The following is a 25657-nucleotide window of genomic DNA, read 5'->3' as shown; positions in this document are numbered from 1 at the left end:
CCCGGGAGAGCTGATCAGTTGACGGGCCCGGCGGCCGGCCGGAGGGTGAGCTCGGTGAGGTGGGCGTCGGCCCCGGCGTTGAGCACGGCCAGCACGGCCCGCGCCACGCTCTCCGGCCGCAGGTACTTCTCCGGCTCGAACGGGCCGCCCTCGTACTTGCGCACCTCGTGCTGCATGTCGGTGGCCGTCCGGCCCGGGTAGACGGTGGTGACCCTGAGGTCTCGCTCCTCCAGCCGGAGCGCGTCGGCGAACGCCTTCAGCGCGAACTTGCTGGCCGCGTAGGCGGACCAGTCGGGGTTGGCGCGCTGGCCGGAGCCGGAGTTGACGCACACGACGTGGCCGCGGGCGCGCCGGAGCGCGGGCAGGAGCAGCCTGGTGAGCTCGGCGACCGCGACGACGTTCACCTCCATCATCCGGCGCCAAGCGTCGGCGGGGAGGTCGGCGATCCGGCCGAGCCTGGTGATGCCCGCGCTGTGCACGAGCACGTCGAGCCGCTCGACGCCCGCGACGTCCGCCTCGGTGACCCGCGTCAGCTCCACCGGCCAGGGTCGCGCGTCGGGCAGCTCCGCGGCCACCTCGGCCAGCGATTTTTCGTCCCTGCCACCGAGGATCACGTGATGCGTCGGCCCCAAAGCCCGCGCGATGGCCGCGCCGACACCTCGCGAAGCGCCGGTGACCAGCGCCGTCGGTCGTTCAGTCATGGGGTCAGCTTATTGAGGTTGACCCGCTACTCAAATTTGAGTACAAATTTGAGTATGTCCTCGACCCGCATTCTGATCCTCGGCGTCCTCCTCAACGGCCCCATGAACGGATATGGGGTCCGCAGGAAACTGGAGGCGATGAACGCCGACGTCTGGGCCACCATCGCCTACGGCTCGATCTACCACGGGCTGGGCAAGATGGCCGACGAGGGCCTGCTGGAGATCGTCGAGGGGGGCAAGGGCGGCAAGGGCGTCTACGCGATCACGGAGGCGGGCCGCGAGGAGTTCCACCGGCTGCTGCTGAAGGCGTGGCACGAGGTCAAGCCCATCATCGACCCGTTCCAGGTGGCGCTGACGTTCATGGACAAGCTGGAAAAGCAGCAGCTTTTGAGCGCGCTCCATGGCAGGATGGCGCAGCTCAGGATGGGCGTCGAGACCATGGGCCACATCGTGGACCTCAAGCGCCACCACGACGCCCCCGACCACATCCGCGAAAACCTCCTGCTGACGCGGGCCATGCTCCAGGCCCAGCTCGACTGGCTCGAAAACGCGCTCCCGCGGGTCGAGGCGGATGAACTGCCGTGAATTTTCACAAAGGAGCCTGATGATCATTGAGGTGCACGACTTAAAGAAGACCTTCACCACGCGCAGCCGCAAGGGCACGCAGACCGTCGAGGCCGTGCGCGGCATCGACATGGAGGTCAGGAAGGGAGAGATCTTCGGTGTGCTCGGGCCCAACGGCGCGGGCAAGACGACCACGATCAGGATGCTCGCCACGCTGATCACGCCTGACGCGGGCACGGCGACCGTCGCGGGCCACGACCTGCTCAAGGAGCCCGCCGCCGTCCGGCGCAAGCTCGGGTACGTCAGCCAGGCAGGCGGGGTCGAGGACACCACGTCCGCCAGGGCCCAGATCATGATGGCCGCCAAGATCCACGCCATCGCCGATCCGCAGCGGGCTACGGCCGACGTGCTGACGCGTTTCGACCTGACCGAGATCGCCGACCGCCCCGGCCGTACGCTCTCCGGCGGCCAGAAGCGGCGGGTCGCCATCGCGATCGGGCTGGTGCACAACCCTCCGCTGCTGTTCCTGGACGAGCCGACCACCGGCCTGGACCCGCAGAACCGGGCGAACCTGTGGGACCGCATCGCCGAGCTGCGCGAGTCCGGCACGAGCGTGCTGCTCAGCACCCACTACCTGGACGAGGCCGACGCGCTGTGCGACCGGCTGATGATCGTCGACCACGGCCGGGTCGTGGCCGAGGGCACGCCCGCCGAGCTCAAGCGCGAGGTCTCCGGCGACGTGATCACGCTCAGGGTCGACGAGCCCGAGCGGGCCGCCGAGACGCTTCGGCCGCTGGCCCGTGAGACCCGGATCGACGACGACCTGCTGCGCGTCTACGCGGACGACGGCGAGCACACGCTGCCCGCGCTGCTGCGGGCCCTGGAGGAGCGGGGCGTCAAGCTGAGCTCCATCGCGCTCGACCGCTCCACGCTGGACGACGTGTTCCTGGCCAAGACCGGCCGTTCCCTGCGCGACACCGGAGCCGACGCATGATCCGCCACACCGCCCTCTTCACCGGCTACGAGCTGAAGAAATCGTTCAGCAACCCGATCTGGCCGTTGTTCGGCATCCTGCAGCCGGTGCTCTACCTGGTGATGTTCGCACCGCTGCTCAAGGACATGACACCGGGCCGCACGACGACAGAGGCGCTGCTCATGTTCACCCCGGCCGCGATGATGATGATCGCGGTCTTCGGATCGTTGTTCTCCGGTTTCGGCCTGATCGCCGACCTGCGCAACGGCTCGCTCGAACGCTACGCGGTCAGCCCCGCGTGGCGGCCGGCCATCGTCCTCGGGCGGGTGGCCAAGGACATGGTCGTGCTGGTCTGCCAGGCCATCATGGTGCTGATCGTGGCGATCGCGATGGGCGTGCGCATCGGGGCCGTCGAGCTGGTGCTCGTGCTGCTGCTCATGGCCGCCACCGGGCTGTTCGCCTCAGGGCTCTCCCAAGGGCTGGCGCTGACCGTGCGCGACGAGAACGGCATGTCGCAGTCGCTCAACCTGTTCATGCTGCCGATCATGCTGCTCGCCGGGTTGTTCGTGCCGATCTCCTTCGCGCCCGAATGGATGAAGGCGATCGCACCGGTCAACCCGCTCTACCACGCCGTCGAGGCGGGGCGGGCGCTGTTCGCCGGGCAGCTGGGGGACTCCTCGATCCCGATCGCGTTCGCGCTGTTCATCGTGCTCGCGGTGCTGACCACGATCTGGTCGATGCGGTCGCTAAGCAAGATCGCCGGGTAGCCCGGGGACGAAGGCGCCGGTCTCGTCGGTCATCCGCTCGTACTCCTCGAGTCGCGCCTGCGTACGCAGCGGCGCCGCGTCCGCCATGGCCTCGACCAGGGCCATGGCGAGGGCCAGCGGCGCCGCGTGCGAGTCGAACACGAGCCGGTCGCCGACGGGCGCGTCCAGCACCACCTCAGCCGGGAAGTCCGGCTTATCCGTTATCGCCGCCACCCTGAGCCCCAGCTTCTCCGCGTACTCCAGCGCCTGCACCGCCTCCCGCGGATAACGCGGCAGCACCACGGCCACCAGCCACTCCGCCCCCGCCCTGCGCGCCGCGTGCAGCCCGTCCACCAGCTCGGACCCGCCGTGCGTGAGCAGGCGCACGTCGGGGTGGATGCGGCGGGCGTAGTAGGCGAACGTGGTGGCCAGACCGCACGACACGCGCAGTCCGAGCACGGGCAGGGGCTCGGTCGCGGCCAGCTGCTCGCCCAGCTCCTTGAGCGGGAACGCCGCGAGGCGCTCCCGCACCACGGCCAGGTTGCGGATCTCGCAGTCGATGGCCCCGCGCAGCAGGCTCTCCTGCGGCTGCCCGGCCCCTCCGCCGCCCAGCACCAGCGGGCGCAGCGCCTGCCGGAGCTCGGGGTATCCGGCGAACCCCAGCACCATGGCGAACCTGGTCACGGACGGCTGGCTGACCCCCGCGCGCTCGGCCAGCTCCACGCTGGACAGGAAGATCGCCTCGTCGAGGTGCTCACTGAGATAGTGCGCGATCCTCCGCTGCACGGGCGACAGCCTCCGGCCATCCAGCAGCACATTCAGCCCACCGTGATATCCGTCCGCCACGCCACCTCCAACGCCGTCACCCCGCCATTCTCATCCCTCACGCGCCCCCGAGGCCTCCCCCGCTGGACGAGCACCCGCACTTCCGGCACCGCGCCGCCGGGCCGGCGAGGCGGTGTACGGCACGCGTCGGGGAGGCGACGGCGACCATCCTTTGCCACCGCGCCCGCCGTCACCGCGCCCTCCCACTCCCCCCGGCGCCGGGTCGGCGAGAGGGTGTACGGCGCAGTCCGGCGCAACACGCACGGCGACCAACCCTCGGCGCCGCGTCGGCCGAGAGGGCCGCCCACGCCCCCTGAGGCCAACAGGAAAGGGCTGGGGATCAGGGTCAGGACTCGCGCATGGGGATGCGGACCCCGCGGGCGGCGGCGACCTCGGCGGCCCGGTCGTACCCGGCGTCCACGTGCCGCATCACCCCCGTCCCCGGGTCGTTCGTCAGCACCCGGTTCAGCTTCTCCCGCCCCAGCGCGGTCCCGTCGGCCACCGTCACCTGGCCGGCGTGGACGGATCGCCCGATCCCGACCCCGCCCCCATGGTGGATCGACACCCAGGCGGCCCCAGAGGCGGTGTTGAGCATGGCGTTCAGCAGCGGCCAGTCGGCGATCGCGTCCGACCCGTCCGCCATGGCCTCCGTCTCCCGGTACGGCGACGCCACCGACCCGCTGTCCAGATGATCCCGCCCGATCACGATCGGCGCCCGCAGCTCCCCGGACGCCACCATGTCGTTGAAGCGCTCACCGGCGACGTTCCGCTCGCCGTACCCGAGCCAGCAGATCCGCGCCGGCAGCCCTTGGAAGTGCACCTTCTCGCCGGCCTTCCTGATCCACCGCGCGAGCGCCTCGTTCTCGGGGAAGAGCTCCAGGATCGCCCGGTCGGTGGCGGCGATGTCGGCGGGGTCGCCGCTGAGCGCGGCCCACCGGAACGGCCCCTTCCCTTCGCAGAACAGCGGCCTGATGTACGCGGGCACGAACCCGGGGAAGTCGAACGCCCGCGCGTACCCCGCCAGCTGCGCCTCGCCCCTGATCGAGTTCCCGTAGTCGAACACCTCGGCCCCCGCGTCCAGGAACCCGACCATGGCCTCCACGTGCCGCGCCATCGAGGCCCGCGCCCGCTCCGTGAACCCCGCCGGGTCCTTGTCCCGCTCGGCGGCCATGTCCTCGAAGGCCACGCCCAGCGGCAGGTACATCAGGGGATCGTGGGCGGACGTCTGGTCGGTGACGATGTCGATCTCGGCCCCGCGGGCCAGCAGCCCGGGCACGACCTCGGCCGCGTTGCCCACGAGCCCGATCGACAGGGCCCGCCGCGCGTCGCGCGCCTCGTACGCCAGCCGCAGCGCCTCCTCCACGGACGCGGCCTCCACGTCGAGGTAGCGGTGCTCGATGCGGCGGGCGACCGAGCGCGGGTCGCAGTCGACGCAGATGGCCACCCCGCCGTTCATGGTCACGGCCAGCGGCTGGGCGCCGCCCATCCCGCCCAGCCCCGCCGTCAGCGTGATCGTCCCGGCCAGCGACCCGCCGAAGCGCTTGGCGGCGACGGCCGCGAACGTCTCGTACGTGCCCTGCAGGATGCCCTGCGTGCCGATGTAGATCCACGACCCGGCGGTCATCTGCCCGTACATGGTGAGCCCGGCGGCCTCCAGCCGCCGGAACTCCTCCCAGCTCGCCCAGTCGGGCACCAGGTTGGAGTTGGCGATCAGCACGCGCGGCGCCCACTCGTGGGTGCGGAACACGCCGACGGGCCGCCCGGACTGCACGAGGAGGGTCTCGTCGCCCTCCAGGGTCGTCAGCGTCCTGACGATCGCGTCGAAGGAGGGCCAGTCGCGCGCCGCCTTGCCCGATCCCCCGTACACGACGAGTTGCTCGGGGTGCTCGGCGACCTCGGGATCGAGGTTGTTCTGGATCATGCGGAGGGCGGCCTCCTGCGGCCAGCCCTTGGCGGTGATCGTGGTGCCTCGCGGCGCGCGGACGGTCCTGGTCATGGCGGCCCCTTCGTGAATGGGTTCATTCACGAAGAGACTACCCCGGCCGCTCGCCGACGCCAGGCAAGCGGCCGCTCAATCAGCTGTCAGCCGGGTTGCTGTAGCCGGCAAGATCTTCAACTCACCAGGAACTGCGTGGCCGCCAGTTCCCGGTACAACGAGTCCATGCCGACGAGCTCGTCATGAGTGCCGACCGCCCGTACGCCGCCCGCCTCCATGACCACGATGCGGTCGGCGTTGGTCACCGTGGACAGCCGGTGCGCGATGACCAGCACGGTCGTCTCCTTGGCGACCTCGGCGATGACCTCGCGCAGCCGCAGCTCGTTGACCGCGTCGAGCTGCGAGGTGGCCTCGTCGAGCAGCAGCAGCCTCGGCTTGCGCAGCAGCGCCCGCGCGATGGCGACGCGCTGGCGCTCGCCGCCCGACAGCAGCACCCCGCGGTGCCCGACCGGCGTCTCCAGGCCGTCGGGCAGCCTGGCCACCAGGTCGTCCAGCCTGGTGCGGGCGATGGCGTGGCGCAGCTCGTCCTCGGTGGCGTCCTGGGCGGCGAACAGGAGGTTCTCCCGCAGGGTGCCGGCCAGCACGGGGGCGTCCTGCTCGACGTACCCGAGCGCGGCCCGCAGCTCGCCCAGCGGCCAGTCGCGGATGTCCCGCCCGCCGATCGCGATCGTGCCGCTCTGGTGGTCGTAGAAGCGTTCGAGCAGGCCGAACACCGTGGACTTGCCCGCTCCGGACGGCCCCACCAGCGCGGTCAGGCCGCCGGGCGGCACCTCGAAGCTGACCCCGTCGTGGACGAGCGGCCGGTCCTCGCCGTACCGGAACACCACATCATCGAACGTCACCCCCACCGGCTCGGCGCTCTCCGCGACCGCGACCGGCTCGGCGGGCTCGGCCGGCAGTTCCTCGATCTCCTTGATCCGCTTCATCGCGGCCAGGCCCTGCTGCAACTGGACGCCGCCCTGGACGAGCTGTCCGATCGGCGGCACCAGGTAGAACAGGTACAGCAGGAACGCGATCAGCGACGAGACCTCCAGCGTGCCGGAGGCGACCCTGGCGCCGCCGACGGCGAGCACGCACAGGAACGCGATCTGCACCGCCATCCAGGTCGCCACCCCGGCCAGCGAGGTCCATCCGGCGACCTGCAGCCCCCTGTCGCGGGCGCGCACGGCCGCGTCGCCGACCACGGCGATCTCGCGCTCCTCGGCGCCGCTCGCCTTGACGGTCCGGTACGCCTGCAGCGCCCGGTCGAGGACGGCCCCCATCTCGCCCACGGCCTCCTGGGCCTGCTCCTGCGCCCGTTGGATCTTCGGCATGATGAGCGCCACCAGTCCGCCGATCACCACGACCACGAGCAGCGTGACCAGCAGCAGCACGCCGTCCATGGTCGCCATCATGACGATGGCCCCGACCAGCATGAACGCCGCGCTCACCGACTCCACGATGCCGTTGGTGAGCACCGCCCGCAGCAGCGTCGTGTCACCGGTCACCCGCGACAGCAGGTCGCCGGGCTTGAGCCGGTCCACGTCCGCGACCTTGAGCCGGAGCATCCGGTCCACGAGTTTGCGCCGGGCGCCGAGCACGATGCCCTCGCCGGTGCGCTCCATCAGGTAGCTGCCGGCGGCGGACACGGCAGCGCCGATCAGCACGGCGGCGGTCAGTCCTAACAACGGCCCCGCCATGGATCCGGCACCGCCGAAGGCGTCCACCACATACTTGGCCAGCAACGGCATCGCGAGCCCCGCCGCCGAGCCGATCAAACCCAGCAGGCCGCCCAGGAAAAGGATCTTCCGGTGCGGACGGACATAGGCGAGCAACTCTTTGAGCACCACATCCCCTTTCACGACATTGCGTGACTTGCTCTCCAACGAACGGGACCGCGCGATCCGCACCACGTCGACAGGGTCAACCTAAATTGACGACCTAAGTATGTCAACTTTGATTGACTTCTCCTTCTCGAGGATGAGACGACATCCGGCGTCGGCCGCCGGACGAATAGGGCGTCGAGGAACCCGGCCGGAACCTCGCACCAACGATCAGCACCTCGAAAGGACCCAGAATGGAGCTCCGGATCAACCGGCGCGCTCTAGCCGGGCTCGGTCTCGCCGCCGCGGTCGCCGCGTCGTCGCTGGCCGTGCTCCGCATAGACTCCGGCACCGCTTCCTCGCACCGCGAGGCTCCCAAGATCGCGGGCGACCCCCGCAACGACAACACCGACGTGTACGCGTTCGTCAGCCCCGACAAGGCCGGCACGGTGACGCTGCTGGCGAACTGGATCCCGTTCCAGGAGCCCAACGGCGGCCCGAACTTCTACACGTTCGACACGAACTCGCGGTACAACATCAAGATCGACAACGACGGCGACGCCCAGCCCGACGTCACCTACCAGTGGACCTTCCGCCACGAGGACAAGCGCGGCACCACCACGTTCCTGTACAACAACGGACCCGTCACCTCGCTGAACGACCCAGACCTGCTCTTCCGCCAGCGCTACACGCTCAAGCGCATCACGCCGGGCGGCTCCAGGACGCTGATCCCGGACGGCGTCGTCGCACCGAGCAACGTCGGCCCGGCCTCCATGCCGGACTACGGCACCCTCCGCGCCCAGTCCATCAGGGGCCTGCCCGGCGGCGGCAAGGCGTTCGCCGGGCAGTCGGACGAGGCGTTCTTCCTGGACCTGCGGGTGTTCGACCTGCTCTACGGCGGCAACCTCTCCGAGGTCGGCCAGGACACCACCAAGGGCTACAACGTCAACACGCTGGCCGTGCAGGTCCCCCAGTCCGACCTGGCCGCCAAGGGCGACCCGAAGCGGAACCCGGTGATCGGCGTCTGGTCCACCACGGACAAGTTCAACGGCAGCAAGTACGTCCAGGTCTCGCGCCTGGGCAACCCGCTGGTCAACGAGGTCGTCGCGCCCGCCGGGCTCAAGGACGCGTTCAACGCGCTGCCCCCGGAGCGGGACGCGGACGTGGCCGCGCTGGTCAAGCGGGTGACCGACCCCGAGGTCGCCAGGCTGCTCGAGGCCGTCTACGGCATCAAGGCGCCCGCGACGCCCCGCGACGACCTGGTCGAGATCTTCCTGACCGGCATCGCGAAGCAGAACGGCCCGATCAAGGCCGACCTCAACTCCCAGGTGCTCAACAAGGACGCCGCCAAGCTCCGGCCCTCGGAGATGCTGCGGCTCAACATGGCGGTCCCGCCGTCGAAGGACCCGAACCGGCTCGGCGTGCTCGCCGGCGACCTGCAGGGCTTCCCGAACGGCCGCCGCCTCACCGACGACGTCGTGGACATCGAGCTGCAGGCCGTGGCGGGCGCCGCGCTGACCGGCAAGCTCGTCCCCGGCCTCACGGACAAGGTGGACAGGAACGACAAACCGTTCCTCCAGTCGTTCCCGTACATCCCGCTGCCCAGCAACGTCGCTGTGAAGCAGCGCTGATGCCCCGACCGGCCGGTTCCCTCTCCAGACCGGCCGGTCTCCCCGGGCGGCAGACCTCCCGTCTCCCATCGTCTGCCGCCAGAGAGAGGGCCGGCCGGCCGTGTTCCCCGTCGCGGCCGGCCGGCCCGACGTCCAGCTCCTGGAGCCTTCGCCATGCGCACCCTCGCGATCTTCGCCGGACTCGCCCTCCTCGTGGCGATGGTCTTCACGATCGCCTTCTCCGCCGCGCCCGCCGAGCGGCGGGCCGCGGCGGTCCTGCCCGTCACCGAGACGCTGCAGCAGCGTCTCAAGCGTCTGCCCGGCGACTACCGCGGCTGGGCCGAGCTCGCCGTCCAATACGTCGACCAGGCCAGGATCACCGGCGACCCGTCGTACTACGCCAAGGCCGAAGGCGCGCTCGACGCCGCCGCGAGGCTCAAGGTGGACGACGACGCGGTCCTCACCGGTCAGGCGGCGCTGGCCGCGGGCCGCCACGACTTCTCCGCCGCGGTACGGCTGGCCGAGCGGGCCATCGCGGCCAACCCGTACTCCGCGGCGGCCCACGGCGTGCTGGCCGACGCGAAGACCCAGCTCGGCGACCTGCGCGGCGCCGAGCGGGCGGTGGCGAAGATGATGGACCTGCGGCCCGGGGTGGCGGCGTTCGCCCGGGCCTCCTACGCGGCCGAGCTGCACGGCGACCTCGACCGCGCCCGCCGGTACCTCGAGTACGCGCACGAGGACGCCTGGCTGCCGGCCGACCTCGCCTACGCCCGCTACTACCTGGGCGAGCTGGCCCTCCACTCCGGCGACCTGACCACGGCCCAGGACTGGTACGCCAAGGCCCTGCAGGCCTACCCCGCCTACACGCCGGCCCTCGCGGGCCAGGCCAGGGCGGCGGCGCTCGGCGGCCGCCTGACCGAGGCGCTCGCGCTCTACGACGAGGTGGTCGAACGGCTGCCGCTCCCCCAGTACCTCATCGAGCAGGGCGAGACGCGGCTGAAGGCCGGGAGGCAGCCTGACTGGACGCTGCTCAAGGCCCAGCGCCGGCTGTTCCAGGACGCGGGCGTCCGCGACGACCTGACGTGGGCCGAGTTCGAGGCCGACCACGGAGATCCGGCGCTGGCCGTGAAGCACGCCAGGGCCGAGTACGCCCGCAACCCCAACCTCGTCGCCGCCGACGCCCTGGCGTGGGCGCTGTACAAGGCCGGCAAACCGGCAGAGGCGCTCCCGTACACCAGGAAGGCCACCTCCACCGGCTGGCGGAACCCGCTGCTCGCCTACCACCGAGCGAAGATCGAGCAGGCCCTGGGCGAGCCGGCCCGCGTGGACCCCGCCTTCGACCCGTCCCTGCCCGCCCTGGCGAGGTTCTCATGAGAACGGTCCGGCTCAGCCTGATGTCCGCCCTGGCGGCCTCCCTGCTGTCACTCGTGCTCGCGGGGCAGGCGCAGGCGTCGGCGGGGCCAGCGCAGGCGTCGATGGGCCCGGCGCAGGCGTCGGCGGCGATGCACCCGCTCGGCAGGTTCACCGTCAACCACTACAACGGCCTGCGGATCACCCCTGCCGCGATACACAACCTCGCCGTCGTGGACCTGGCCGAGTTGCCGACGCTGCAGGCCAAGCCCCAGGTCGACGCCGGGTACGCGGCCCGCCGCTGCGCCGGCCTCGCGACGGCGCAGCGCCTCGTGGTCGCCGGCGCGGCGGTGCCGTGGCGGGTGGCGGGCGCCGAGTTCGCCTACGCCCCCGGCGAAGGGGGTCTCCAGACCAGCCGCCTGTCCTGCCGGCTCGTGGCCGATGTCCGCGCCGCGGGGGCCGTGGAGTTCACCGACGGGTTCGAGCAGGACAGAATCGGCTGGCGGGAGATCACCGCCGTCGGCGACGGGGTACGCCTGACCGGTTCCTCGGTGCCCGCCGTGAGTGTGAGCCGGGAGCTGCGGGCGTACCCCGACGACCTGCTGGCCGATCCGCTCGACCGGCGCACCGCCACGATGACCGTGTCCGGGCCCGGCGGCCTTCCCGCCTCCGGCGGCTCGGGCGCCGGAGGCGCCGCGGCGCCCGGCGGGATCGGGATCGGCGGGCCCGTCGGGGACGCGCTGACCGCCCTGGACAGGACGTTCACGGAGCTGGTCGGCTCGGACTCGCTGACGGTGCCGCTCGGGCTGCTGGCCGTCGGGCTGGCTGTGGTGCTGGGGGCCGGGCACGCGCTGATCCCCGGGCACGGCAAGACCATCATGGCCGCGTACCTGGCCGGGCGGCGCGGCCGCCCCCGCGACGCGCTCGTGGTGGGCGCGACGGTGACGGCCACCCACACGGCCGGGGTGCTGGTGGTGGGGTTGCTGCTGACGGTCTTCACGGCGCTGGCCGGGGAGTCGGTGCTGGCCTGGCTGGGCGTGGCCAGCGGCGCCCTGATCGCCGTCATCGGCCTCCGCCTCCTCCTGACCACCCGCCGCAACCCCCTCCACGGGCACGGGCACGGACAGGAGCATGGGCACGGAGACGGACACGGGCATGGACACGGGCGTGGGCATGGACACGGACATGGACACGGACATGGACACGGGCATGGGCACGGGCATGACGGCGCCGAAGTCGCGGGCGCCGACGGCACGGACAAGGGCAGGCGGGCCGGTCTGGTGGGGCTCGGCGTCGCGGGCGGCCTCGTCCCCAGCCCCTCGGCCCTGATCGTCCTCCTCGGCGCCATCGCACTCGGCCGCACCTGGTTCGGCGTGGCCCTGGTGACCGCCTACGGCATCGGCATGGCCGCGACCCTCACCGTCACGGGCCTGCTCCTCGTCAAGCTGGTCGACCGCCTGGAACGGCGCGCCTCGGCGGGCCGCCGCCTGGCCGCGCGCGTGTCGGGCCTGGCCCCGCTCGGCACGGCCGCGATGGTCGTACTCCTCGGCACGGGCCTGGCGCTCCGCTCGGTGGCCGCCCTCTAGCGCGACCTGCCACCCCCGCCTATAGTCATGCCCGTGACTACTCATGGACATGACTAGCACATGGCTCTCCGACACGCGGTCCTCGCGGCCCTCCTCGACGGCGAATACAGCGGCTACCAGCTCACCAAGATCTTCGACGTGGGCGTCTCCAACTTCTGGTACGCCAGCCCTCAGCAGCTGTACGCCGAGCTGACCAGACTGGAGGCCGACGGCCTGGTGGCGGGACGCGAGGTCGTCCAGCAAGGCCGCCCCAACAAGCGGGTGTTCACGGTCACCGAGGCCGGCATGGCCGAGCTTGCCGCCTTCGCCGCGGCGCCGCCCAAACCGCTGCTCATCCGCGACGACCTGGCCGTCAGAGTGCACGCCGTCGACCGGCTCGACCCCGCCCCCGTGATCGCCCAGCTCCACGAGCGGGCGGAGGAGGCCGCGGCCAAGCTGGCCCTGTTCGAGAAGATGCTCGTCCGCCTGCGCGGCGACCTGGACGAGGAGACGTTCCTCCGCCAGGGCGAACGCGTCGGCCCCTACCTGACCTGCCTCGGCGGATGCCGCCTGGAACGGGAGGTCCGTGACTGGTGCCTGCGGACCGCACGGACACTGAGCGAACGCGCCGCATATACCCGAAGGGAGCTGCCCTGATGTACAGCCGTTACGTCGCGCTCGGCGACAGCCAGACCGAGGGCCTGGGCGACGGCGACGACGTCCGCGGCCACCGCGGCTGGGCCGACCGCTTGGCCGAGCACCTGGCCCGCGCCAATCCGGGCCTCCTCTACGCCAACCTCGCCGTCCGCGGCCGGCGGGCCGCCCAGATCCGCGACGAGCAGTTGCCGATCGCGCTGGAGCTGCGTCCCGACCTGGCCACGGTCATGGCGGGCATGAACGACATCATCCGCCCCGGCTATGACGCCGCCGCGGTCGTCGGCGTCCTGGAGGACATGTTCGCCGCCCTGACCGGCGCGGGCGCCCACGTGATCACCATGACCTTCCCCGACTTCGCCAAGGTCGCACCGCTGGCCCGGCCGATACAGCCCAGGCTCCTCGACTACAACGCCCGCGTCCGCGACGCCGCCGCCCGCCACGGAGTCACGCTGATCGACACGTTTCCGCTGGCGTTCACCACCGACGCCAGGATGTGGAGCGTGGACCGGCTGCACGCCAGCCCTGAGGGGCACGCCCGGTTCGCCGCCGCGGTCGCGCACACCCTGGGCCTGCCGGGCAGCGACGACGCGTGGATGTCGCCGCTCCCGCCGTTGCCCGTACCGCCTGCCTGGCGGGCGGCGGCGACGGAGGTGAGGTGGCTGGCCACGTTCATGGGGCCGTGGATCGGGCGCCGCCTGCGGGGCCGATCCTCAGGCGACGGCCGCACCGCCAAGCGCCCCCTGCTCACGCCGGTGATCAGTGGAGATCAGTCGATATCGGGCACATCGTCGGCGTCGTAATCCACGTCACCGTCATCGGCCCGCCGCAGCTTGATGTCCTCCACCCACCCCTGGGCGAACCGGCGGATCTCCCTTGTCCGTTCCTCGTCCAGGCCATAGGCCTCGAAGGCCTCGTCGGCCATGCTGTCCACGAACTCCAGCCGTGAGAGGAGCTCGTGCACCGAGAAGGTGTCGTTGTGGACGACGGCGAGTTGCTCGAGCGCGCGGTAGGAGTACAGGTGCGCCGCCGCCGCGACGTCGATGATGTCGCGCGCGAGGCCGCGCTCGTGCACGGCACGCATCTTCAGCCCGATCGCGTCCTCCAGGCCGAGCACCTTGAGGCCGCCACATGTGATCGGCCGCTCCTGCAGCGCCTCGCGCAGGAGGTCGAACGCGCAGGTCTCGCCGGTCGTCGGGTCCTCAACCATCAGCCGGCCCATCCGAGGCGTCACCTCGATGACCGAGGCACGCAAGCCGGCCTCGTGGAATGCTTCCGTCACACCGCCGACCACGTCGGACAGAGGCATTTCCGTGGCGAAATCGAGGTCCTTGCTCAGGCGATCGGTGAGGCCGTGGCCTCGCATCGCATAGCCGCCCGCGAGCACCAGCCCGTAGCGCTCGCAGACCGGTGACACGGCGTCCAGCATGCGTGCCTGGAAAGGCGGGAAGTCCATCAGACGGCTCGCCGCAGCGGGAGCTTCCTCTCCCAGGCGTCTCGGTATCCGGGCCCCAGCCCTCTCCGCAGCAGCGGCCAGTCGGCGGCGAGGTGATCCGCGTTCAAGTACGACTCGTAGTCGACCCGCCGGCCGGTGGTGATCACGGTGCGATACATCTCCATCCGGATCCCGGGCTTCGACACGTCGAACTCGGTCAGCCCCGACCACGCCAGATGCGGCGGCAGAGCCACGACGCCCTCGGCCGGTCCGCGTAGATCGTCCAGGGAGTCGGGGATCTTGTCTTCCAGCCCCTCGTACCACGAAGGAAGCGTCATGACGTCAAGTATGCCGACGGCTACGCCGCGTGGAAGGCAGATCATGACGCCCGGAGAGGAACTCCTGGAAGGCGATCTTGGCCCGGATCACCGGCCGCCGCCAGCGTTCCTCCCGGTGGATCGCCCGCGCCATCTTCCGCGGCGACCGCTTGGCGAAGAACCAGTGGGCCCACGGCGAGCCGGGGCGCGCCAGCCGGATGGCGCCGACCAGGAGCATGGGCGGCACGAACAACCCGGCCATGCCGGTCCAGATCTTGCCCTTGAGCAGCGTGATCACGGCCAGCACCAGGTTGGCCACGATCAGCGCGGCCGGGCTGACCCAGGTGCCGTAGTCCCACGTCAGAGGGCGTAGCCCGATGAGGAGCAGGCCCGTGACGGCGATCGCGATGAAGACCGCGTCGACCGACGTGCGCCCCTCCTCCTCCCAGTACACGTCGTGCAGGTGCAGGATCAGCGCGAACTCGTCCAGCACCAGCGCCGACCCGACGCCGAAGATGCAGGCCGCGACCGCGTACGCGACCTGCGAAGCGGACGAGACGATGAGGCCGGTCACGCCGCCGACCAGCATCAGCACCACGCCGAACACCACGTGGTGGATGTGCATCTCGCCCACGTTCACGTTCCTGAACCAGCCGATCTTCGCCCGGATCAGGCGGACGTTGATGCGCGTGGCGATGAACGCCACGATGAGCGTGACGAAGTAACAGAACAGCGGCAGCCGTCCTGTTGCGACGATGTTGTGCTGAAACCAACTCCCCATGACCCCAAAACGATGGTACGGGGCGCATGCCGGGATCGCGTCAGGACAGGAACGCCCGCAGCAGGGCGGCCGTGCCCTCAAGGTGTTCGGTCATCGCACGGCGTGCCGCGTCCGGGTCGCCCGCGAGAATGGCGTCCACGATGGCCTGGTGCTGCACGGCGGCGTGGTCCAGATTGACCTGCAGCATGGGGATCGCGTTCAGCAGGTCGCTCACGCGCGACCGGGCGTCCGCGCATGTCGTGGCCAGCAGGGTCGAGCCGGTCAGCTCGGCGATGGACAGGTGGAAGGCCGTGTCGAGGCGGCGGTAGTCCTCCAGCGACGCCTCGTTGAGCTCCGCCAGCCTGCGGCAGAGCACGGACCGCTGCTCCTCCGTGAGCTCGGACGTGGCCAGCACCTGGGCCGCGCCGCACTCCACCGCCAGCCGGAACGTGAGGGCGTCCGCGAGGTCGTCCATGCCCATCTCGGCCACGGCCTGCCGCAGGTCGCCGGCGTCGGGCTCGGGCGGCACGTAGGTCACGAAGGCGCCTCCGTACCGGCCTCGCCGTACGTCGAGGTAGCCCGCGTCCGACAGGGCGCGGATCGCCTCGCGGAGCGTCACCCTGCTGATGCCGAGCTGGACCGCCAGCTCCCGCTCGGGGGGCAGCTTGTCGCCGGGCGGCACCACGCCCAGCTTGATGGCCTGGAGGAGGCGCTCCACGGTCTCCTCGAAGGCGTTGCCCGCTCGCACCGGACGCAACACCGTCATCAAACGCGCCGACTCGTCCAACGTGTCCTCAGGTCTTGACAAGGGATCCCGCCATGCACATCAATGGTCTGAGACTAGCCCAATCAACGGGAAAGCGCGCTATGCCAGATCGGAGCGACGTCACGTGAGAGCTGGGTTCCTGACCGTCGGCGAGCTGCGCGACGAGGTGACGGCCGGGCGCATTGACACCGTTCTGCTGGCGATCGCCGACATGCAGGGCCGGTTGCAGGGCAAGAGGCTGTCAGCGCGCTACTTTCTCGACGAGGTGGTGAACCACGGCTCTGAGGGCTGCAACTACCTGCTCGCGGTCGACATCGACATGAACACCGTCTCGGGGTACGCGATGTCGTCCTGGGAACGCGGATACGGCGACTTCGTGATGAAGCCGGATCTCGGCACCCTGCGCCGGGTGCCGTGGCAGGAGGGCACGGCGATGCTGATGGCGGATCTGGCCTGGGAGGGCGGCGGCGACGTGACCGCCTCGCCCCGCCAGATCCTGCGCAGGCAGCTCGCACGCCTCGCCGAGCGCGGCCTGGTCGCGTACGTCGGCACCGAGTTGGAGTTCATCGTCTACGAGGACAGCTACGAGGACGCATGGAAGCGGGCATACCGCGATATGTCGCCCGCGAACCTCTACAACGTCGACTACTCCCTCCTCGGCACCGCCCGCATCGAGCCGCTGCTGCGCCGCATCAGGCTCGGCATGGAGGGCGCGGGCCTGTACGTCGAGTCCGCCAAGGGCGAGTGCAACCTCGGCCAGCACGAGATCGCCTTCCGCTACGACGAGGCCCTGCGGACCTGCGACAACCACGCCATCTACAAGAACGGCGCCAAGGAGATCGCCGCCCAGGAAGGCAAGTCGATCACCTTCATGGCCAAGCCCAACCAGCGCGAGGGCAACTCCTGCCATATCCACATCTCCGTCCGCAGCCAGGACGGAGACCCCGTGATGGCCGGCGAGGGGCCGTACGGGCTCTCGCCGCTCGGCGCCCGCTTCATCGCCGGTCAGCAGGCCTGCCTGCGCGAGCTCACCCTGATGTACGCCCCCAACGTCAACTCCTACAAGCGCTACGTCCCCGGCAGCTTCGCCCCCACGGCCGTCAAGTGGGGCGTCGACAACCGCACCTGCGCCCTCCGGCTCGTCGGCCACGGCCATTCGCTGCGCGTGGAGAACCGCGTGCCGGGCGGCGACGTCAACCCGTACCTGGCGGTGTCGGCGCTGGTGGCGGCCGGGCTGCACGGCATCGACAACGAGCTGCCGCTGGAGGACCCGTACGAGGGCAACGCCTACGCCTCCGGCGCCGAGACCGTGCCGCACACGCTGCGTGACGCGCTCGCCCTCTTCGAGGGGTCGAAGCTGGCCCGCGAGGCGTTCGGCGAGGACGTGGTCGAGCACTACGCGAACAACGCGCGGGTGGAGCTGGCCGCGTTCGACGCGGCGGTGACGGACTGGGAGTTGTTCCGTGGTTTCGAACGGATGTGAGCATGAAGATCGTTAATCCGGCGACCGAGGACGTTCTCGCCGACGTCGAGCTCGCCGACGCCGCCGAGGTCGACCGGGCCGTGGAGCGTGCCAGGAAGGCGTACCCAGCCTGGCGCGACGTGGCCCCCGGCGACCGGGCCCGGCTGCTGCGGCGCTTCGCCGACCTGGTGGACGAGCACGGCGAGGAGCTGGCTGGGCTGGAGCTGGCCAACGCCGGGCACCCGATCGGGAGCGCCCGCTGGGAGGCCGGCGCCGTCCGCGACGTGCTGCACTTCTACGCCGCCGCCCCCGAGCGCAACCACGGCAAGCAGATCCCGGTGCCCGGCGGCGTGGACATCACGTTCCAGGAGCCCCTGGGCGTGGTGGGCGTCATCGTGCCGTGGAACTTCCCCATGTTGATCATGTCATGGGGCGTGGCCCCCGCGCTTGCGGCCGGTAACACCGTGATCGTCAAGCCCGCGGAATGGACTCCGCTGACCGCGCTGAGGCTGGCCGAGCTGGCCTTGGCGGCGGGCCTCCCCGAGGGGGTGCTCCAGGTCCTGCCTGGGGCAGGGGAGGTCGCGGGGGCCCGGCTGGTCGAGCACCCCGACGTGGCCAAGATCGTGTTCACCGGCTCCACCGAGGTCGGCAAGGAGATCGCCGCCAAGGCGGCGGCGCACGTCAAGCGCATCACGCTGGAGCTGGGCGGCAAGTCGGCAAATATTGTGTTCGCGGACGCGGACCTGGAGAAGGCCGCCAAAGCCGCCCCCTATGCGGTGTTCGACAACGCCGGCCAAGACTGCTGCGCCCGCTCCAGGCTGCTGGTCCAGGCCGACGTGTACGACGACTTCATGGCACTGCTCGCCCCCGCCGTCCAGGCCGTCAAGGTCGGCGACCCACTCGACGAGAGCACCGAGATGGGCCCGCTGATCAGCGCCGAGCACCTGGAACGCGTACGCGGCTTCGTCCGCGACCCCTACCTGCAGGGATCCTGCCCGCAGGGGAAGGGCTACTGGTTCCCGGCGACCGTGCTGACACCCGACGTCACCGACCCGGCGTTCACCGAGGAGATCTTCGGGCCCGTGGTGTCGGTGGCGTCGTTCAAGGACGAGGCCGACGCCGTGCGGGTCGCCAACGACACCCCGTACGGGCTGAGCGGGTCCATCTGGACCCGCGACGTCGGGCGGGCGCTGCGCGTGGTCAGGGCGGTCGAGTCGGGCGCCCTCTCGGTGAACTCGAACTCGTCGGTGCGCTACTGGACCCCGTTCGGCGGTTTCAAGCAGTCCGGCCTCGGCAGGGAACTCGGCCCGGACGCCCTGGCGGCGTTCACCGAGACCAAGAACGTCTTCATCTCCTGGGAGTGAGATCAGGTGCAGCGGTTGCAGGATCGGGTGGCGGTCATCACCGGCGCGGGCAGCGGGATCGGGCTGGCCACGGCGCGCCGGTTCGCCGAGGAGGGCGCCAAGGTCGTCTGCGTGGACGTCGACGAGGAGGCGGGCGCCAAGGCCGCGAACGAGGTCGGCGGCCTGTTCGTCAAGGCCGACGTGACCAGCGAGGACGACGTCGTCCGGATGTACGAGACGGCGCACGCCACGTACGGCGGCGTCGACATCGCCTTCAACAACGCCGGCATCTCGCCGCCCGACGACGACTCGATCCTGGAGACCGGCATCGACGCCTGGCGCCGCGTCCAGGAGGTCAACCTGACCAGCGTCTATCTGTGCTGCAAGCACGTCATCCCGTACATGCGGCGGCAGGGCAAGGGCTCGATCATCAACACCGCGTCCTTCGTGGCCGTCATGGGCTCGGCGACGTCGCAGATCTCCTACACCGCCTCCAAGGGCGGGGTGCTGGCGATGTCACGCGAGCTGGGCGTGCAGTTCGCCCGGGAGGGCATACGCGTCAACGCGCTGTGCCCCGGACCGGTGAACACGCCGCTGCTGCGGGAGCTGTTCGCCAAGGACCCGGAGCGGGCGCAGCGGCGGCTGGTGCACGTTCCCGTGGGGCGCTTCGCCGAGGCGTCCGAGATCGCGGCGGCGGTGGCGTTCCTGGCCAGCGACGACGCGTCGTTCATCACGGCCAGCGAGTTCCTGGTGGACGGCGGCATCTCCGGCGCCTACGTGACGCCGCTCTAGGAGGCCTTCCGTGCGTCCCGTCATCGGCATCACCTGTTACGTCGAGCCCGCCGCGTTCACGGTGTGGACGGACATGACCGTCGCGTTGCTGCCGTACATGTACGTGGAGCAGGTCGTACGCGCCGGCGGGCAGCCCGTCGTGCTGCCGCCGGCGGGCGAGCCGGCGCGGCTGGTGGAGCGGCTGGACGGGCTCATCCTGGCCGGGGGCGGCGACATCGACCCGGGGCGGTACGGGGAGACGGCGGAGGCCAAGACCGGCTACATCCGGAAATTTCGAGATGACGCGGAGTTTGACCTGCTCGCCGCGGCCCTCGACGCCGAGCTGCCGTTCCTCGGGATCTGCCGCGGCCTGCAGGTGCTCAACGTCGCCCTCGGCGGCACCCTGCACCAGCATCTCCCCGACGCGGTGGGGCACGAGGGCCACTCCCCCGCGCCCGGCCGCTTCGGCCCGCTGCCCGTCACTCCGGTGCCCGGCACGCGCCTGGCCAAGACGCTGGGCACGGACCCGGTGACGGTCCCGCACTACCACCACCAGGCCATCGACCGCCTCGCCGCAGACCTCACGGTCTCCGCCACCGCCGAGGACGGCACGATCGAGGCGGTGGAGCTCGACTCGGGGCCGTTCACGCTGGCCGTCCAGTGGCACCCGGAGGCCGCCGACGACTGCGCCCTCTTCGAGGCCCTGGTCGCCGCCTGCTAACGCTCGCCGACCGCCCTCGCGACCCGCCACCACCTCCGAGGCCCCGCGACCACCTCCCCGACCTGACCGCCGCACCTTCCCGCACCCGCCTTCCCAACGCCCGACCGACCGCTCCCCACGCCCCTCCCGGCGCCCCACCGGCCGCTCCCCATGCCCTCAGGCGCCCCACCGCAGGCTCGCCACCTGCCCCCTTCCGGCGCCGGGTCGGCGAGACGATGTGCGGTGCAGTTCGGCGCAACACGCACGGCGCCCAGCCATTCGCCCGCCCCGCAGCCCACGCACGCCCACACCGGCACCCGCACCAGTACCAGCACCCCGACGGCTATCGGACCGGCTCCAGCACACCCGTCACCATGACGGCACCCGCGCCGTACTTGTCGTCCATCCTCCTCCGCAGATCATCGGTCGCCACCCACACGGCCACCTCCACCCGGTTCCGCGTCACGCTGGAGGACACCGCGGTGAACCCGCCCTCCCCCAACTCCCCCTCGACCTGCCGCTGAATCTCCCGCAACTCGGCCTCGCTGCGCTGCGCACCGCTGACGCAGAGCGCGCCGCCCCAAACCTCCCGGATCCACTTCTCACGGCCGGCCAGATCCCCGGTGAACCTCAGGTTCAGCACCAGCCGCTTCGGGTCGTTGCCCTGCTTCTCCATCTCCTCGGGAGTAGTAGGCGCCGGATCAGGAAAGTTCTGGTCGATCCACGCCCCCGCGAACTCCTCGGCCGTCGCGGCCCGCGCCATCGCCTTCTCCAGCGACTCCTGCGTCGCCTTGGCGGGGTCGACCGGCCGCCAGCCGCCCTCGGGCTCCGGGCAAGGGCTGGCGAAGTCGTCCTCCGTCGCCGGGTCCCGCCGCTCCGCCACGGGCTCGCCCGGCGGCTCCGTGAGCGTCAGCCTGGCGCCGTCCCAGGTGCCCACGACGCGGTACTCGCCCCACTTCACGCCGCCACGCGACTCGTGCTCGACCTTGCTCCAGTCCCACCCCACGACGTCCGGGCCGCCGCACTGCGGCGGGTCCGACTCGAGGACCGCCTGGCACAGCTGGGGCCCGTGCCCGCCGCCTTCCAGCACGGTAAGACTGGCCTGGTAGCGCGTCGGCGGCGTCGGAGGTGCGTGGGACGTGACCTCCTGGGCGCCACAGGACGTGATGGTGAGGGCGGCCGCCAGGCCGAGAGCCGCCATTCGCCGATTCATACCCCTTTCCACGTCATCGCTCCCCAAGCGGTTCACGGGAGTCGCCACGCGACAACACCCCCATAACACCACTAGGCTGGCGGGCATCACCGACGAAACCGTGCGGGAGAGTGCCCTGACAGCCGGTCAGGGCCCCTGAAGGAGCAAGCCCTCCCCGCGAACCTCTCAAGGCAAAGGACCGCACGGCATACGAAGAAGAAATCTGCCAAGTGGGCTGGCGCTACGGCCGTACCGGGCACGACGCAGGGCGACAGTCCGCTTGAGTCAGGTTTCTTGTTCGACGGTGTCCTCTGGAAAGCAGGCCTGTGGGGCCTCGCCGAAGGTGAAAGTCCGGCAAAAACCGGGCGAAGCTCTCAGGCATCGATGACAGAGGGGGAGGATGCTGGCATCCGATCCTGTCCTGAGGTGCGAACATGTCCCGACCGACACCGCTACGAGACGTTCATGAGAGCCTCGGCGCCACGCTCACCGACTTCGCGGGGTGGCTCATGCCCTTGCGATACGGCAGTGAGTCCGCCGAGCACAACGCCGTCCGCAACGCGGCCGGGCTGTTCGACCTCTCTCACATGGGCGAGATCTTCCTGACGGGACCGCAGGCCGGCGAGGCCCTGGACTACGCGCTGGTCGGCCACCTGTCGGCGCTGGCGCCCGGCAGGGCCAGATACACCATGATCGTCAACGAGCGGGGCGGAGTGCTCGACGACCTCATCGTCTACCGGCTCGGGGACGAGGAGTTCATGGTGGTGGCGAACGCCTCAAACTACGAAAAAGTCAGTGATGAGCTGAAAAATCGCGCGAAGTCGTACAACGTGGTGGTGGAAGATCGCTCCGACCAGTACGCGCTGATCGCCGTCCAGGGCCCGCGTTCCCAGGAGATCCTCGCCACGCTCACCGACGCCGACCTGGACGGACTCAAGTACTACGCCGGCCTGCCCGGCCTGGTGGACGGCCGGCGGGCGCTCATCGCCCGCACCGGCTACACCGGCGAGGACGGCTTCGAGCTCTTCGTCGCCAACCAGGACGCGGTGCCGCTCTGGAACGCCGTCATGGCGGCCGGCGAGCCGTACGGGCTCAAGCCCGCGGGCCTGTCCGCCCGCGACACGCTCCGGCTCGAGGCCGGAATGCCGCTGTACGGCAACGAGCTAAACGCCGAACTCACCCCGTTCGACGCGGGGCTGGGCAGGGTGGTGAAATTCGACAAGCCCGGCGACTTCGTCGGCAGGTCGGCGCTCGAGGCGGTCAAGGACGACCCGCCGCGGCGCCGCCTGGTCGGCCTGGTCGCGCGGGGCCGCCGGGTGCCGCGCCACGGCTACCCGGTCACCAAAGACGGCGCCGTCGTCGGCGAGGTCACCAGCGGTGCGCCCTCCCAGACCCTGGGCAAGCCCATCGCGATGGCCTACGTGGACACCGGCGTCGCAGAAGGCCTGGCTGTGGACATCCGGGGCAGCCAAGAACCTATGGACCTGGTAGAGCTGCCCTTTTACAGGAGGAAGAAGTGAGCAACATCCCTGACGAGCTGAGCTACACCAAGGAGCACGAGTGGGTGGCCGGGGTCGAGGACGGGTTGACCGTGACCGTCGGCATCACCGACTACGCCGCCGAGGCTCTTGGTGACGTCGTCTACGTGCAGCTCCCCGAGGTCGGTTCGATCGTCGAGGCCGGCGACTCCGTCGGTGAGGTGGAGTCCACCAAGTCCGTGAGCGAGATCTACACGCCTGTCGGCGGTGAGGTCGTCGAGGTCAACCAGTCCGTTGCGGACGACCCGTCGCTGGTCAACAGCGACCCGTACGGCGAGGGCTGGATGTTCCGCGTGCGCATGGAGGGCGACCCCGAGGACCTTTTGTCCGCCGAGGAGTATGCGGCACTCACCTCAGGCGACTCCTGAAGTTTCCCGCCGGGGCTCGGCACCGGGCCCCGGCCTTCGCGATGAAAGGCGCACATCAATGGCGATCAGCGTCTTCGACCTCTTCAAGATAGGCATCGGCCCCTCCAGCTCCCACACGGGCGGCCCGATGGCGGCCGCACACAAGTTCGCCCGCGGCCTGCATGACGACGGCCTCCTGGCGCAGGTGGAGCGCGTCGAGGCGATCCTGTACGGCTCACTGGGCCTCACCGGCAAGGGCCACGGCAGCGACAAGGCCGTCCTGCTGGGGCTGTCGGGCGAGAAGCCCGAGCTCGTGGACGTGGACACGGTCGAGGACCGCCTGGCCGCGATGCGCGCGTCGGGCACGGTCAAGCTGTACGGCACCCACGAGATCCCCTTCGTGGTCGGCCAGGACCTCGTCTTCGAGCGCAAGATCTCGCTCCCCGAGCACCCCAACGGCATGCGCTTCACCGCGTACACCGCCGAGGGCGAGCCACTGCGGGAGAAGGTCTACTTCTCGGTCGGCGGCGGCTTCGTCGTGGACGAGAACGCCACCGGCGCCGACCGCATCAAGCCGGACGACACCGTCCTCCCCTACCCCTTCACCACGGGGGAAGAGCTCCTCAAGCACTGCACCAACACGGGTCTGTCGATCTCCGCTCTGATGCTGGAGAACGAGAAGGCCTTCGGCCGCACCGAGGAGGAGATCCGCGCGGGCGTCCTCAACCTGTGGCGCGTCATGTCCGAGTGCGTGCGCCGCGGCATCTCCAAGGAAGGCGTCCTCCCCGGCGGACTCAAGGTCAAGCGCCGCGCCAACCAGCTCCACCGCCGCCTGCAGTCGGAGCCACCCGAGAAGGACCCGCTGCAGGCGATGGACTGGGTGACGTTGTTCGCGCTGGCGGTCAACGAGGAGAACGCCGCCGGCGGCCGCATCGTCACCGCCCCCACCAACGGCGCCGCCGGCATCATCCCGGCCGTCCTCACCTACTACACCCGCTTCGTCCCCCACGCCGACGACGACGGCGTGGTCCGCTTCCTCCTGACGGCCGCCGCGATCGGCGTCCTGTTCAAGGAGAACGCCTCGATCTCGGGCGCCGAGGTGGGCTGCCAGGGCGAGGTCGGCTCGGCCTGCTCGATGGCCGCCGCCGGCCTCACGGAGGTCCTCGGCGGCACTCCGGAGCAGGTGGAGAACGCCGCCGAGATCGGCATCGAGCACAACCTGGGCCTGACCTGCGACCCGATCGGCGGCCTGGTGCAGATCCCGTGCATCGAACGCAACGCGGTCGCCTCCAACAAGGCCATCACGGCGGCCAGAATCGCCCTACGTGGCGACGGCCGCCATTACGTGGCCCTGGACAAGGCCATCAAGACGATGCGGGACACGGGCCGGGACATGCTGGACAAGTACAAGGAGACGTCGCGCGGAGGCCTGGCCGTCAACGTGATCGAGTGCTGAAGCCTGTACCAGGGATGGGGCAGTCCGTCCCTGGTACAGGCCTCGGCAGCTCCGAGCCGCTCAAATGCGCATTTAGCGGGTACGCGGTGCAGCGCATCACATCACCGCCAGCTGTCGACGTGATCGAGTACACACGCAAGCAGCCCACCGCGTCCCTCAAGGACATTTCACCTTCATGCTGCTCTCCCTGCCCGCGCGGAGCGCTAAACTGTTTCAGGCCCGCTTTGGCGGGAGCAACGCGGGCGTGGCGAAATGGCATACGCGGCAGGTTTAGGTCCTGTTGGTGGAGACACTGTGGGGGTTCGAGTCCCCCCGCCCGCACATCTACGCACCGGGCCGACGCTTGTTTCGCTCGGTGAATGTCGCCGTTTGCGAGTGACAGTTCGGACACAGGAGTCGCAGGTTTTCCCGGCGATTGTCCAGCGGATTACCGTTGACGTGGTCCACCTCCAGTGTCAGCGGTGCCCCTTGCCAGACTGCTCCGATCCCGCACTCCACACACGCGACCGGAACGCCGATCTCAGCCAGCGCACGCCGCAGGACCGCGCCAGGGGTGCGGCGCGCGCCGGAAGGACGCTGCACGAGAACGGCTCTGGGGTCTCGGCGTGGTTTGGCCATCACCGCACTGGTGAACGTGCGTGTCTCGCCGACCGGCAGTCCGAGATAGCGCATCATGGACGCCGACGAACGCGACTCCTCAGCCGCGAGCCCGACCTCGTCCTAGGGTTACATGGGAAAAGTGCGATATATCTATGCCAAGGGCCTTGATGCGGCGACTGATATG

Annotated in this window: 25 protein-coding genes, 1 tRNA gene and 2 riboswitches; of the genes, 16 read left to right on the top strand and 10 right to left on the bottom strand. The window is 70.4% G+C overall.

All coding sequences use genetic code 11. The features are described from left to right. Nucleotides 1-14 precede the first annotated feature (14 nt). Nucleotides 15-701, bottom strand: coding sequence for an SDR family oxidoreductase (locus ID574_RS21570; RefSeq protein WP_188190728.1), 687 nt, complete (start codon nucleotides 699-701; stop codon nucleotides 15-17). Nucleotides 702-755: 54 nt separating this feature from the next. On the opposite strand from ID574_RS21570, the gene ID574_RS21565 reads away from it, so the two are divergent. Genes ID574_RS21565 through ID574_RS21555 form a run of 3 tightly spaced genes read left to right on the top strand, consistent with a single transcriptional unit; the run spans nucleotide 756 to nucleotide 3005 of the window. Then, nucleotides 756-1286, top strand: a complete 531-nt coding sequence (locus ID574_RS21565) for a PadR family transcriptional regulator (RefSeq protein ID WP_188190727.1) — start codon at nucleotides 756-758, stop codon at nucleotides 1284-1286. Nucleotides 1287-1305: 19 nt separating this feature from the next. Then, a complete protein-coding gene (locus tag ID574_RS21560; RefSeq protein ID WP_223166927.1) occupies nucleotides 1306-2259 on the top strand; it encodes an ATP-binding cassette domain-containing protein in 954 nt (317 codons plus the stop codon). Beyond that, nucleotides 2256-3005 carry an ABC transporter permease gene (locus ID574_RS21555; RefSeq protein WP_188190726.1) on the top strand — a complete coding sequence of 250 codons (750 nt, stop codon included), beginning with the start codon at nucleotides 2256-2258 and terminating at the stop codon, nucleotides 3003-3005. Before ID574_RS21560 ends, ID574_RS21555 begins: the two co-directional genes overlap by 4 nt. Here ID574_RS21555 and ID574_RS21550 read toward each other — a convergent pair. The 3 genes from ID574_RS21550 to ID574_RS21540 form a co-directional block, all read right to left on the bottom strand. Next, the gene (locus tag ID574_RS21550) at nucleotides 2985-3830 is read right to left on the bottom strand and encodes a MurR/RpiR family transcriptional regulator (RefSeq protein ID WP_188190725.1); all 846 of its coding nucleotides are present in this window, start codon (nucleotides 3828-3830) and stop codon (nucleotides 2985-2987) included. The genes ID574_RS21555 and ID574_RS21550 overlap by 21 nt on opposite strands. A 325-nt stretch (nucleotides 3831-4155) precedes the next feature. Then, nucleotides 4156-5805 carry a urocanate hydratase gene (gene hutU, locus ID574_RS21545; RefSeq protein ID WP_188190724.1) on the bottom strand — a complete coding sequence of 550 codons (1650 nt, stop codon included), beginning with the start codon at nucleotides 5803-5805 and terminating at the stop codon, nucleotides 4156-4158. A gap of 116 nt (nucleotides 5806-5921) precedes the next feature. Further along, entirely contained in the window at nucleotides 5922-7631 is a 1710-nt protein-coding gene (locus tag ID574_RS21540; protein WP_188190723.1) for an ABC transporter ATP-binding protein, read from the bottom strand. A 230-nt stretch (nucleotides 7632-7861) separates the two neighbouring features. Here ID574_RS21540 and ID574_RS21535 point away from each other — a divergent pair, with 230 nt between their 5' ends. From ID574_RS21535 to ID574_RS21515, 5 genes are all read left to right on the top strand, one after another. Further along, complete coding sequence (locus ID574_RS21535) at nucleotides 7862-9238, top strand: DUF4331 domain-containing protein (protein WP_188190722.1); 1377 nt, start codon at nucleotides 7862-7864, stop codon at nucleotides 9236-9238. Between the two features lie 153 nt (nucleotides 9239-9391). Beyond that, the gene (locus ID574_RS21530) at nucleotides 9392-10591 is read left to right on the top strand and encodes a tetratricopeptide repeat protein (RefSeq protein ID WP_188190721.1); all 1200 of its coding nucleotides are present in this window, start codon (nucleotides 9392-9394) and stop codon (nucleotides 10589-10591) included. Beyond that, nucleotides 10588-12153 carry a nickel/cobalt transporter gene (locus ID574_RS21525; protein WP_223166926.1) on the top strand — a complete coding sequence of 522 codons (1566 nt, stop codon included), beginning with the start codon at nucleotides 10588-10590 and terminating at the stop codon, nucleotides 12151-12153. The genes ID574_RS21530 and ID574_RS21525 overlap by 4 nt, the downstream gene beginning before the upstream one ends. Nucleotides 12154-12213: 60 nt before the next feature. Beyond that, on the top strand, nucleotides 12214-12789 hold the full coding sequence (locus ID574_RS21520; RefSeq protein ID WP_188190720.1) for a PadR family transcriptional regulator: 576 nt from the start codon (nucleotides 12214-12216) through the stop codon (nucleotides 12787-12789). Continuing rightward, nucleotides 12789-13589, top strand: coding sequence for an SGNH/GDSL hydrolase family protein (locus ID574_RS21515; RefSeq protein ID WP_188190719.1), 801 nt, complete (start codon nucleotides 12789-12791; stop codon nucleotides 13587-13589). Before ID574_RS21520 ends, ID574_RS21515 begins: the two co-directional genes overlap by 1 nt. Here ID574_RS21515 and ID574_RS21510 read toward each other — a convergent pair. The 4 genes from ID574_RS21510 to ID574_RS21495 are packed head-to-tail and all read right to left on the bottom strand — an operon-like array spanning nucleotide 13556 to nucleotide 16064. Beyond that, a complete protein-coding gene (locus tag ID574_RS21510) occupies nucleotides 13556-14215 on the bottom strand; it encodes a nucleotidyl transferase AbiEii/AbiGii toxin family protein (RefSeq protein WP_223166925.1) in 660 nt (219 codons plus the stop codon). The genes ID574_RS21515 and ID574_RS21510 overlap by 34 nt on opposite strands. A gap of 26 nt (nucleotides 14216-14241) precedes the next feature. After that, complete coding sequence (locus ID574_RS21505; RefSeq protein WP_188190717.1) at nucleotides 14242-14559, bottom strand: hypothetical protein; 318 nt, start codon at nucleotides 14557-14559, stop codon at nucleotides 14242-14244. 4 nt (nucleotides 14560-14563) lie between these two features. Next, nucleotides 14564-15319: a hypothetical protein gene (locus tag ID574_RS21500; RefSeq protein WP_188190716.1), complete on the bottom strand. Its 756-nt coding sequence runs from the start codon at nucleotides 15317-15319 to the stop codon at nucleotides 14564-14566. Between the two features lie 40 nt (nucleotides 15320-15359). Continuing rightward, complete coding sequence (locus ID574_RS21495; RefSeq protein ID WP_188190715.1) at nucleotides 15360-16064, bottom strand: FadR/GntR family transcriptional regulator; 705 nt, start codon at nucleotides 16062-16064, stop codon at nucleotides 15360-15362. A 124-nt stretch (nucleotides 16065-16188) separates the two neighbouring features. On the opposite strand from ID574_RS21495, the gene ID574_RS21490 reads away from it, so the two are divergent. Genes ID574_RS21490 through ID574_RS21475 form a run of 4 tightly spaced genes read left to right on the top strand, consistent with a single transcriptional unit; the run spans nucleotide 16189 to nucleotide 20361 of the window. After that, entirely contained in the window at nucleotides 16189-17547 is a 1359-nt protein-coding gene (locus ID574_RS21490; protein WP_188190714.1) for a glutamine synthetase family protein, read from the top strand. Nucleotides 17548-17549: 2 nt separating this feature from the next. Then, nucleotides 17550-18890 carry an aldehyde dehydrogenase family protein gene (locus tag ID574_RS21485; RefSeq protein WP_188190713.1) on the top strand — a complete coding sequence of 447 codons (1341 nt, stop codon included), beginning with the start codon at nucleotides 17550-17552 and terminating at the stop codon, nucleotides 18888-18890. Nucleotides 18891-18896: 6 nt separating this feature from the next. Then, nucleotides 18897-19661 (top strand): 3-oxoacyl-ACP reductase, encoded by a 765-nt coding sequence (locus tag ID574_RS21480; protein WP_188190712.1) that lies wholly within the window; start codon nucleotides 18897-18899, stop codon nucleotides 19659-19661. Between the two features lie 10 nt (nucleotides 19662-19671). Continuing rightward, a complete protein-coding gene (locus ID574_RS21475) occupies nucleotides 19672-20361 on the top strand; it encodes a gamma-glutamyl-gamma-aminobutyrate hydrolase family protein (protein WP_188190711.1) in 690 nt (229 codons plus the stop codon). A gap of 322 nt (nucleotides 20362-20683) precedes the next feature. On the opposite strand, the gene ID574_RS61665 is transcribed toward ID574_RS21475, so the two are convergent. Next, on the bottom strand, nucleotides 20684-21541 hold the full coding sequence (locus ID574_RS61665; RefSeq protein ID WP_188190710.1) for a hypothetical protein: 858 nt from the start codon (nucleotides 21539-21541) through the stop codon (nucleotides 20684-20686). A gap of 105 nt (nucleotides 21542-21646) precedes the next feature. Beyond that, nucleotides 21647-21744: riboswitch (glycine riboswitch) on the top strand. Nucleotides 21745-21833: 89 nt separating this feature from the next. Then, nucleotides 21834-21933, top strand: a riboswitch (glycine riboswitch). 33 nt (nucleotides 21934-21966) lie between these two features. Here ID574_RS61665 and gcvT point away from each other — a divergent pair. From gcvT to ID574_RS21450, 4 genes are all read left to right on the top strand, one after another. Next, nucleotides 21967-23052: a glycine cleavage system aminomethyltransferase GcvT gene (gcvT, locus tag ID574_RS21465; protein ID WP_188190709.1), complete on the top strand. Its 1086-nt coding sequence runs from the start codon at nucleotides 21967-21969 to the stop codon at nucleotides 23050-23052. Beyond that, on the top strand, nucleotides 23049-23438 hold the full coding sequence (gene gcvH, locus ID574_RS21460; RefSeq protein ID WP_188190708.1) for a glycine cleavage system protein GcvH: 390 nt from the start codon (nucleotides 23049-23051) through the stop codon (nucleotides 23436-23438). Before gcvT ends, gcvH begins: the two co-directional genes overlap by 4 nt. Before the next feature lie 58 nt (nucleotides 23439-23496). Beyond that, nucleotides 23497-24873, top strand: coding sequence for an L-serine ammonia-lyase (locus tag ID574_RS21455; RefSeq protein WP_188190707.1), 1377 nt, complete (start codon nucleotides 23497-23499; stop codon nucleotides 24871-24873). Between the two features lie 238 nt (nucleotides 24874-25111). Next, nucleotides 25112-25194, top strand: a tRNA-Leu gene (locus ID574_RS21450). A 3-nt stretch (nucleotides 25195-25197) separates the two neighbouring features. On the opposite strand, the gene ID574_RS21445 is transcribed toward ID574_RS21450, so the two are convergent. Beyond that, nucleotides 25198-25548: an HNH endonuclease signature motif containing protein gene (locus tag ID574_RS21445; RefSeq protein WP_188190706.1), complete on the bottom strand. Its 351-nt coding sequence runs from the start codon at nucleotides 25546-25548 to the stop codon at nucleotides 25198-25200. Nucleotides 25549-25657 lie beyond the last annotated feature (109 nt).

It is taken from the genome of Nonomuraea sp. SYSU D8015, assembly GCF_008065375.1.
In the GTDB taxonomy this organism is placed as follows: Bacteria; Actinomycetota; Actinomycetes; order Streptosporangiales; family Streptosporangiaceae; genus Nonomuraea.
Note: the sequence above shows the minus strand (reverse complement) of the source record. Positions and strands in the feature narration are given on the sequence as shown.

Bases quoted from the DNA above. Each gene is read 5' to 3' on its own strand.
- hutU (WP_188190724.1), bottom strand. From the start codon at position 5,805: ATGACCAGGACCGTCCGCGCGCCGCGAGGCACCACGATCACCGCCAAG.
- ID574_RS21535 (WP_188190722.1), top strand. From the start codon at position 7,862: ATGGAGCTCCGGATCAACCGGCGCGCTCTAGCCGGGCTCGGTCTCGCC.
- ID574_RS21555 (WP_188190726.1), top strand. From the start codon at position 2,256: ATGATCCGCCACACCGCCCTCTTCACCGGCTACGAGCTGAAGAAATCG.
- ID574_RS21515 (WP_188190719.1), top strand. From the start codon at position 12,789: ATGTACAGCCGTTACGTCGCGCTCGGCGACAGCCAGACCGAGGGCCTG.
- ID574_RS21565 (WP_188190727.1), top strand. From the start codon at position 756: ATGTCCTCGACCCGCATTCTGATCCTCGGCGTCCTCCTCAACGGCCCC.
- ID574_RS21505 (WP_188190717.1), bottom strand. From the start codon at position 14,559: ATGACGCTTCCTTCGTGGTACGAGGGGCTGGAAGACAAGATCCCCGAC.
- ID574_RS21510 (WP_223166925.1), bottom strand. From the start codon at position 14,215: ATGCTGGACGCCGTGTCACCGGTCTGCGAGCGCTACGGGCTGGTGCTC.
- ID574_RS21500 (WP_188190716.1), bottom strand. From the start codon at position 15,319: ATGGGGAGTTGGTTTCAGCACAACATCGTCGCAACAGGACGGCTGCCG.
- ID574_RS21570 (WP_188190728.1), bottom strand. From the start codon at position 701: ATGACTGAACGACCGACGGCGCTGGTCACCGGCGCTTCGCGAGGTGTC.
- ID574_RS21445 (WP_188190706.1), bottom strand. From the start codon at position 25,548: ATGATGCGCTATCTCGGACTGCCGGTCGGCGAGACACGCACGTTCACC.
- ID574_RS61665 (WP_188190710.1), bottom strand. From the start codon at position 21,541: ATGGCGGCTCTCGGCCTGGCGGCCGCCCTCACCATCACGTCCTGTGGC.
- ID574_RS21560 (WP_223166927.1), top strand. From the start codon at position 1,306: ATGATCATTGAGGTGCACGACTTAAAGAAGACCTTCACCACGCGCAGC.
- gcvT (WP_188190709.1), top strand. From the start codon at position 21,967: ATGTCCCGACCGACACCGCTACGAGACGTTCATGAGAGCCTCGGCGCC.
- ID574_RS21525 (WP_223166926.1), top strand. From the start codon at position 10,588: ATGAGAACGGTCCGGCTCAGCCTGATGTCCGCCCTGGCGGCCTCCCTG.
- ID574_RS21485 (WP_188190713.1), top strand. From the start codon at position 17,550: ATGAAGATCGTTAATCCGGCGACCGAGGACGTTCTCGCCGACGTCGAG.
- ID574_RS21455 (WP_188190707.1), top strand. From the start codon at position 23,497: ATGGCGATCAGCGTCTTCGACCTCTTCAAGATAGGCATCGGCCCCTCC.
- ID574_RS21530 (WP_188190721.1), top strand. From the start codon at position 9,392: ATGCGCACCCTCGCGATCTTCGCCGGACTCGCCCTCCTCGTGGCGATG.
- ID574_RS21520 (WP_188190720.1), top strand. From the start codon at position 12,214: ATGGCTCTCCGACACGCGGTCCTCGCGGCCCTCCTCGACGGCGAATAC.
- ID574_RS21495 (WP_188190715.1), bottom strand. From the start codon at position 16,064: ATGACGGTGTTGCGTCCGGTGCGAGCGGGCAACGCCTTCGAGGAGACC.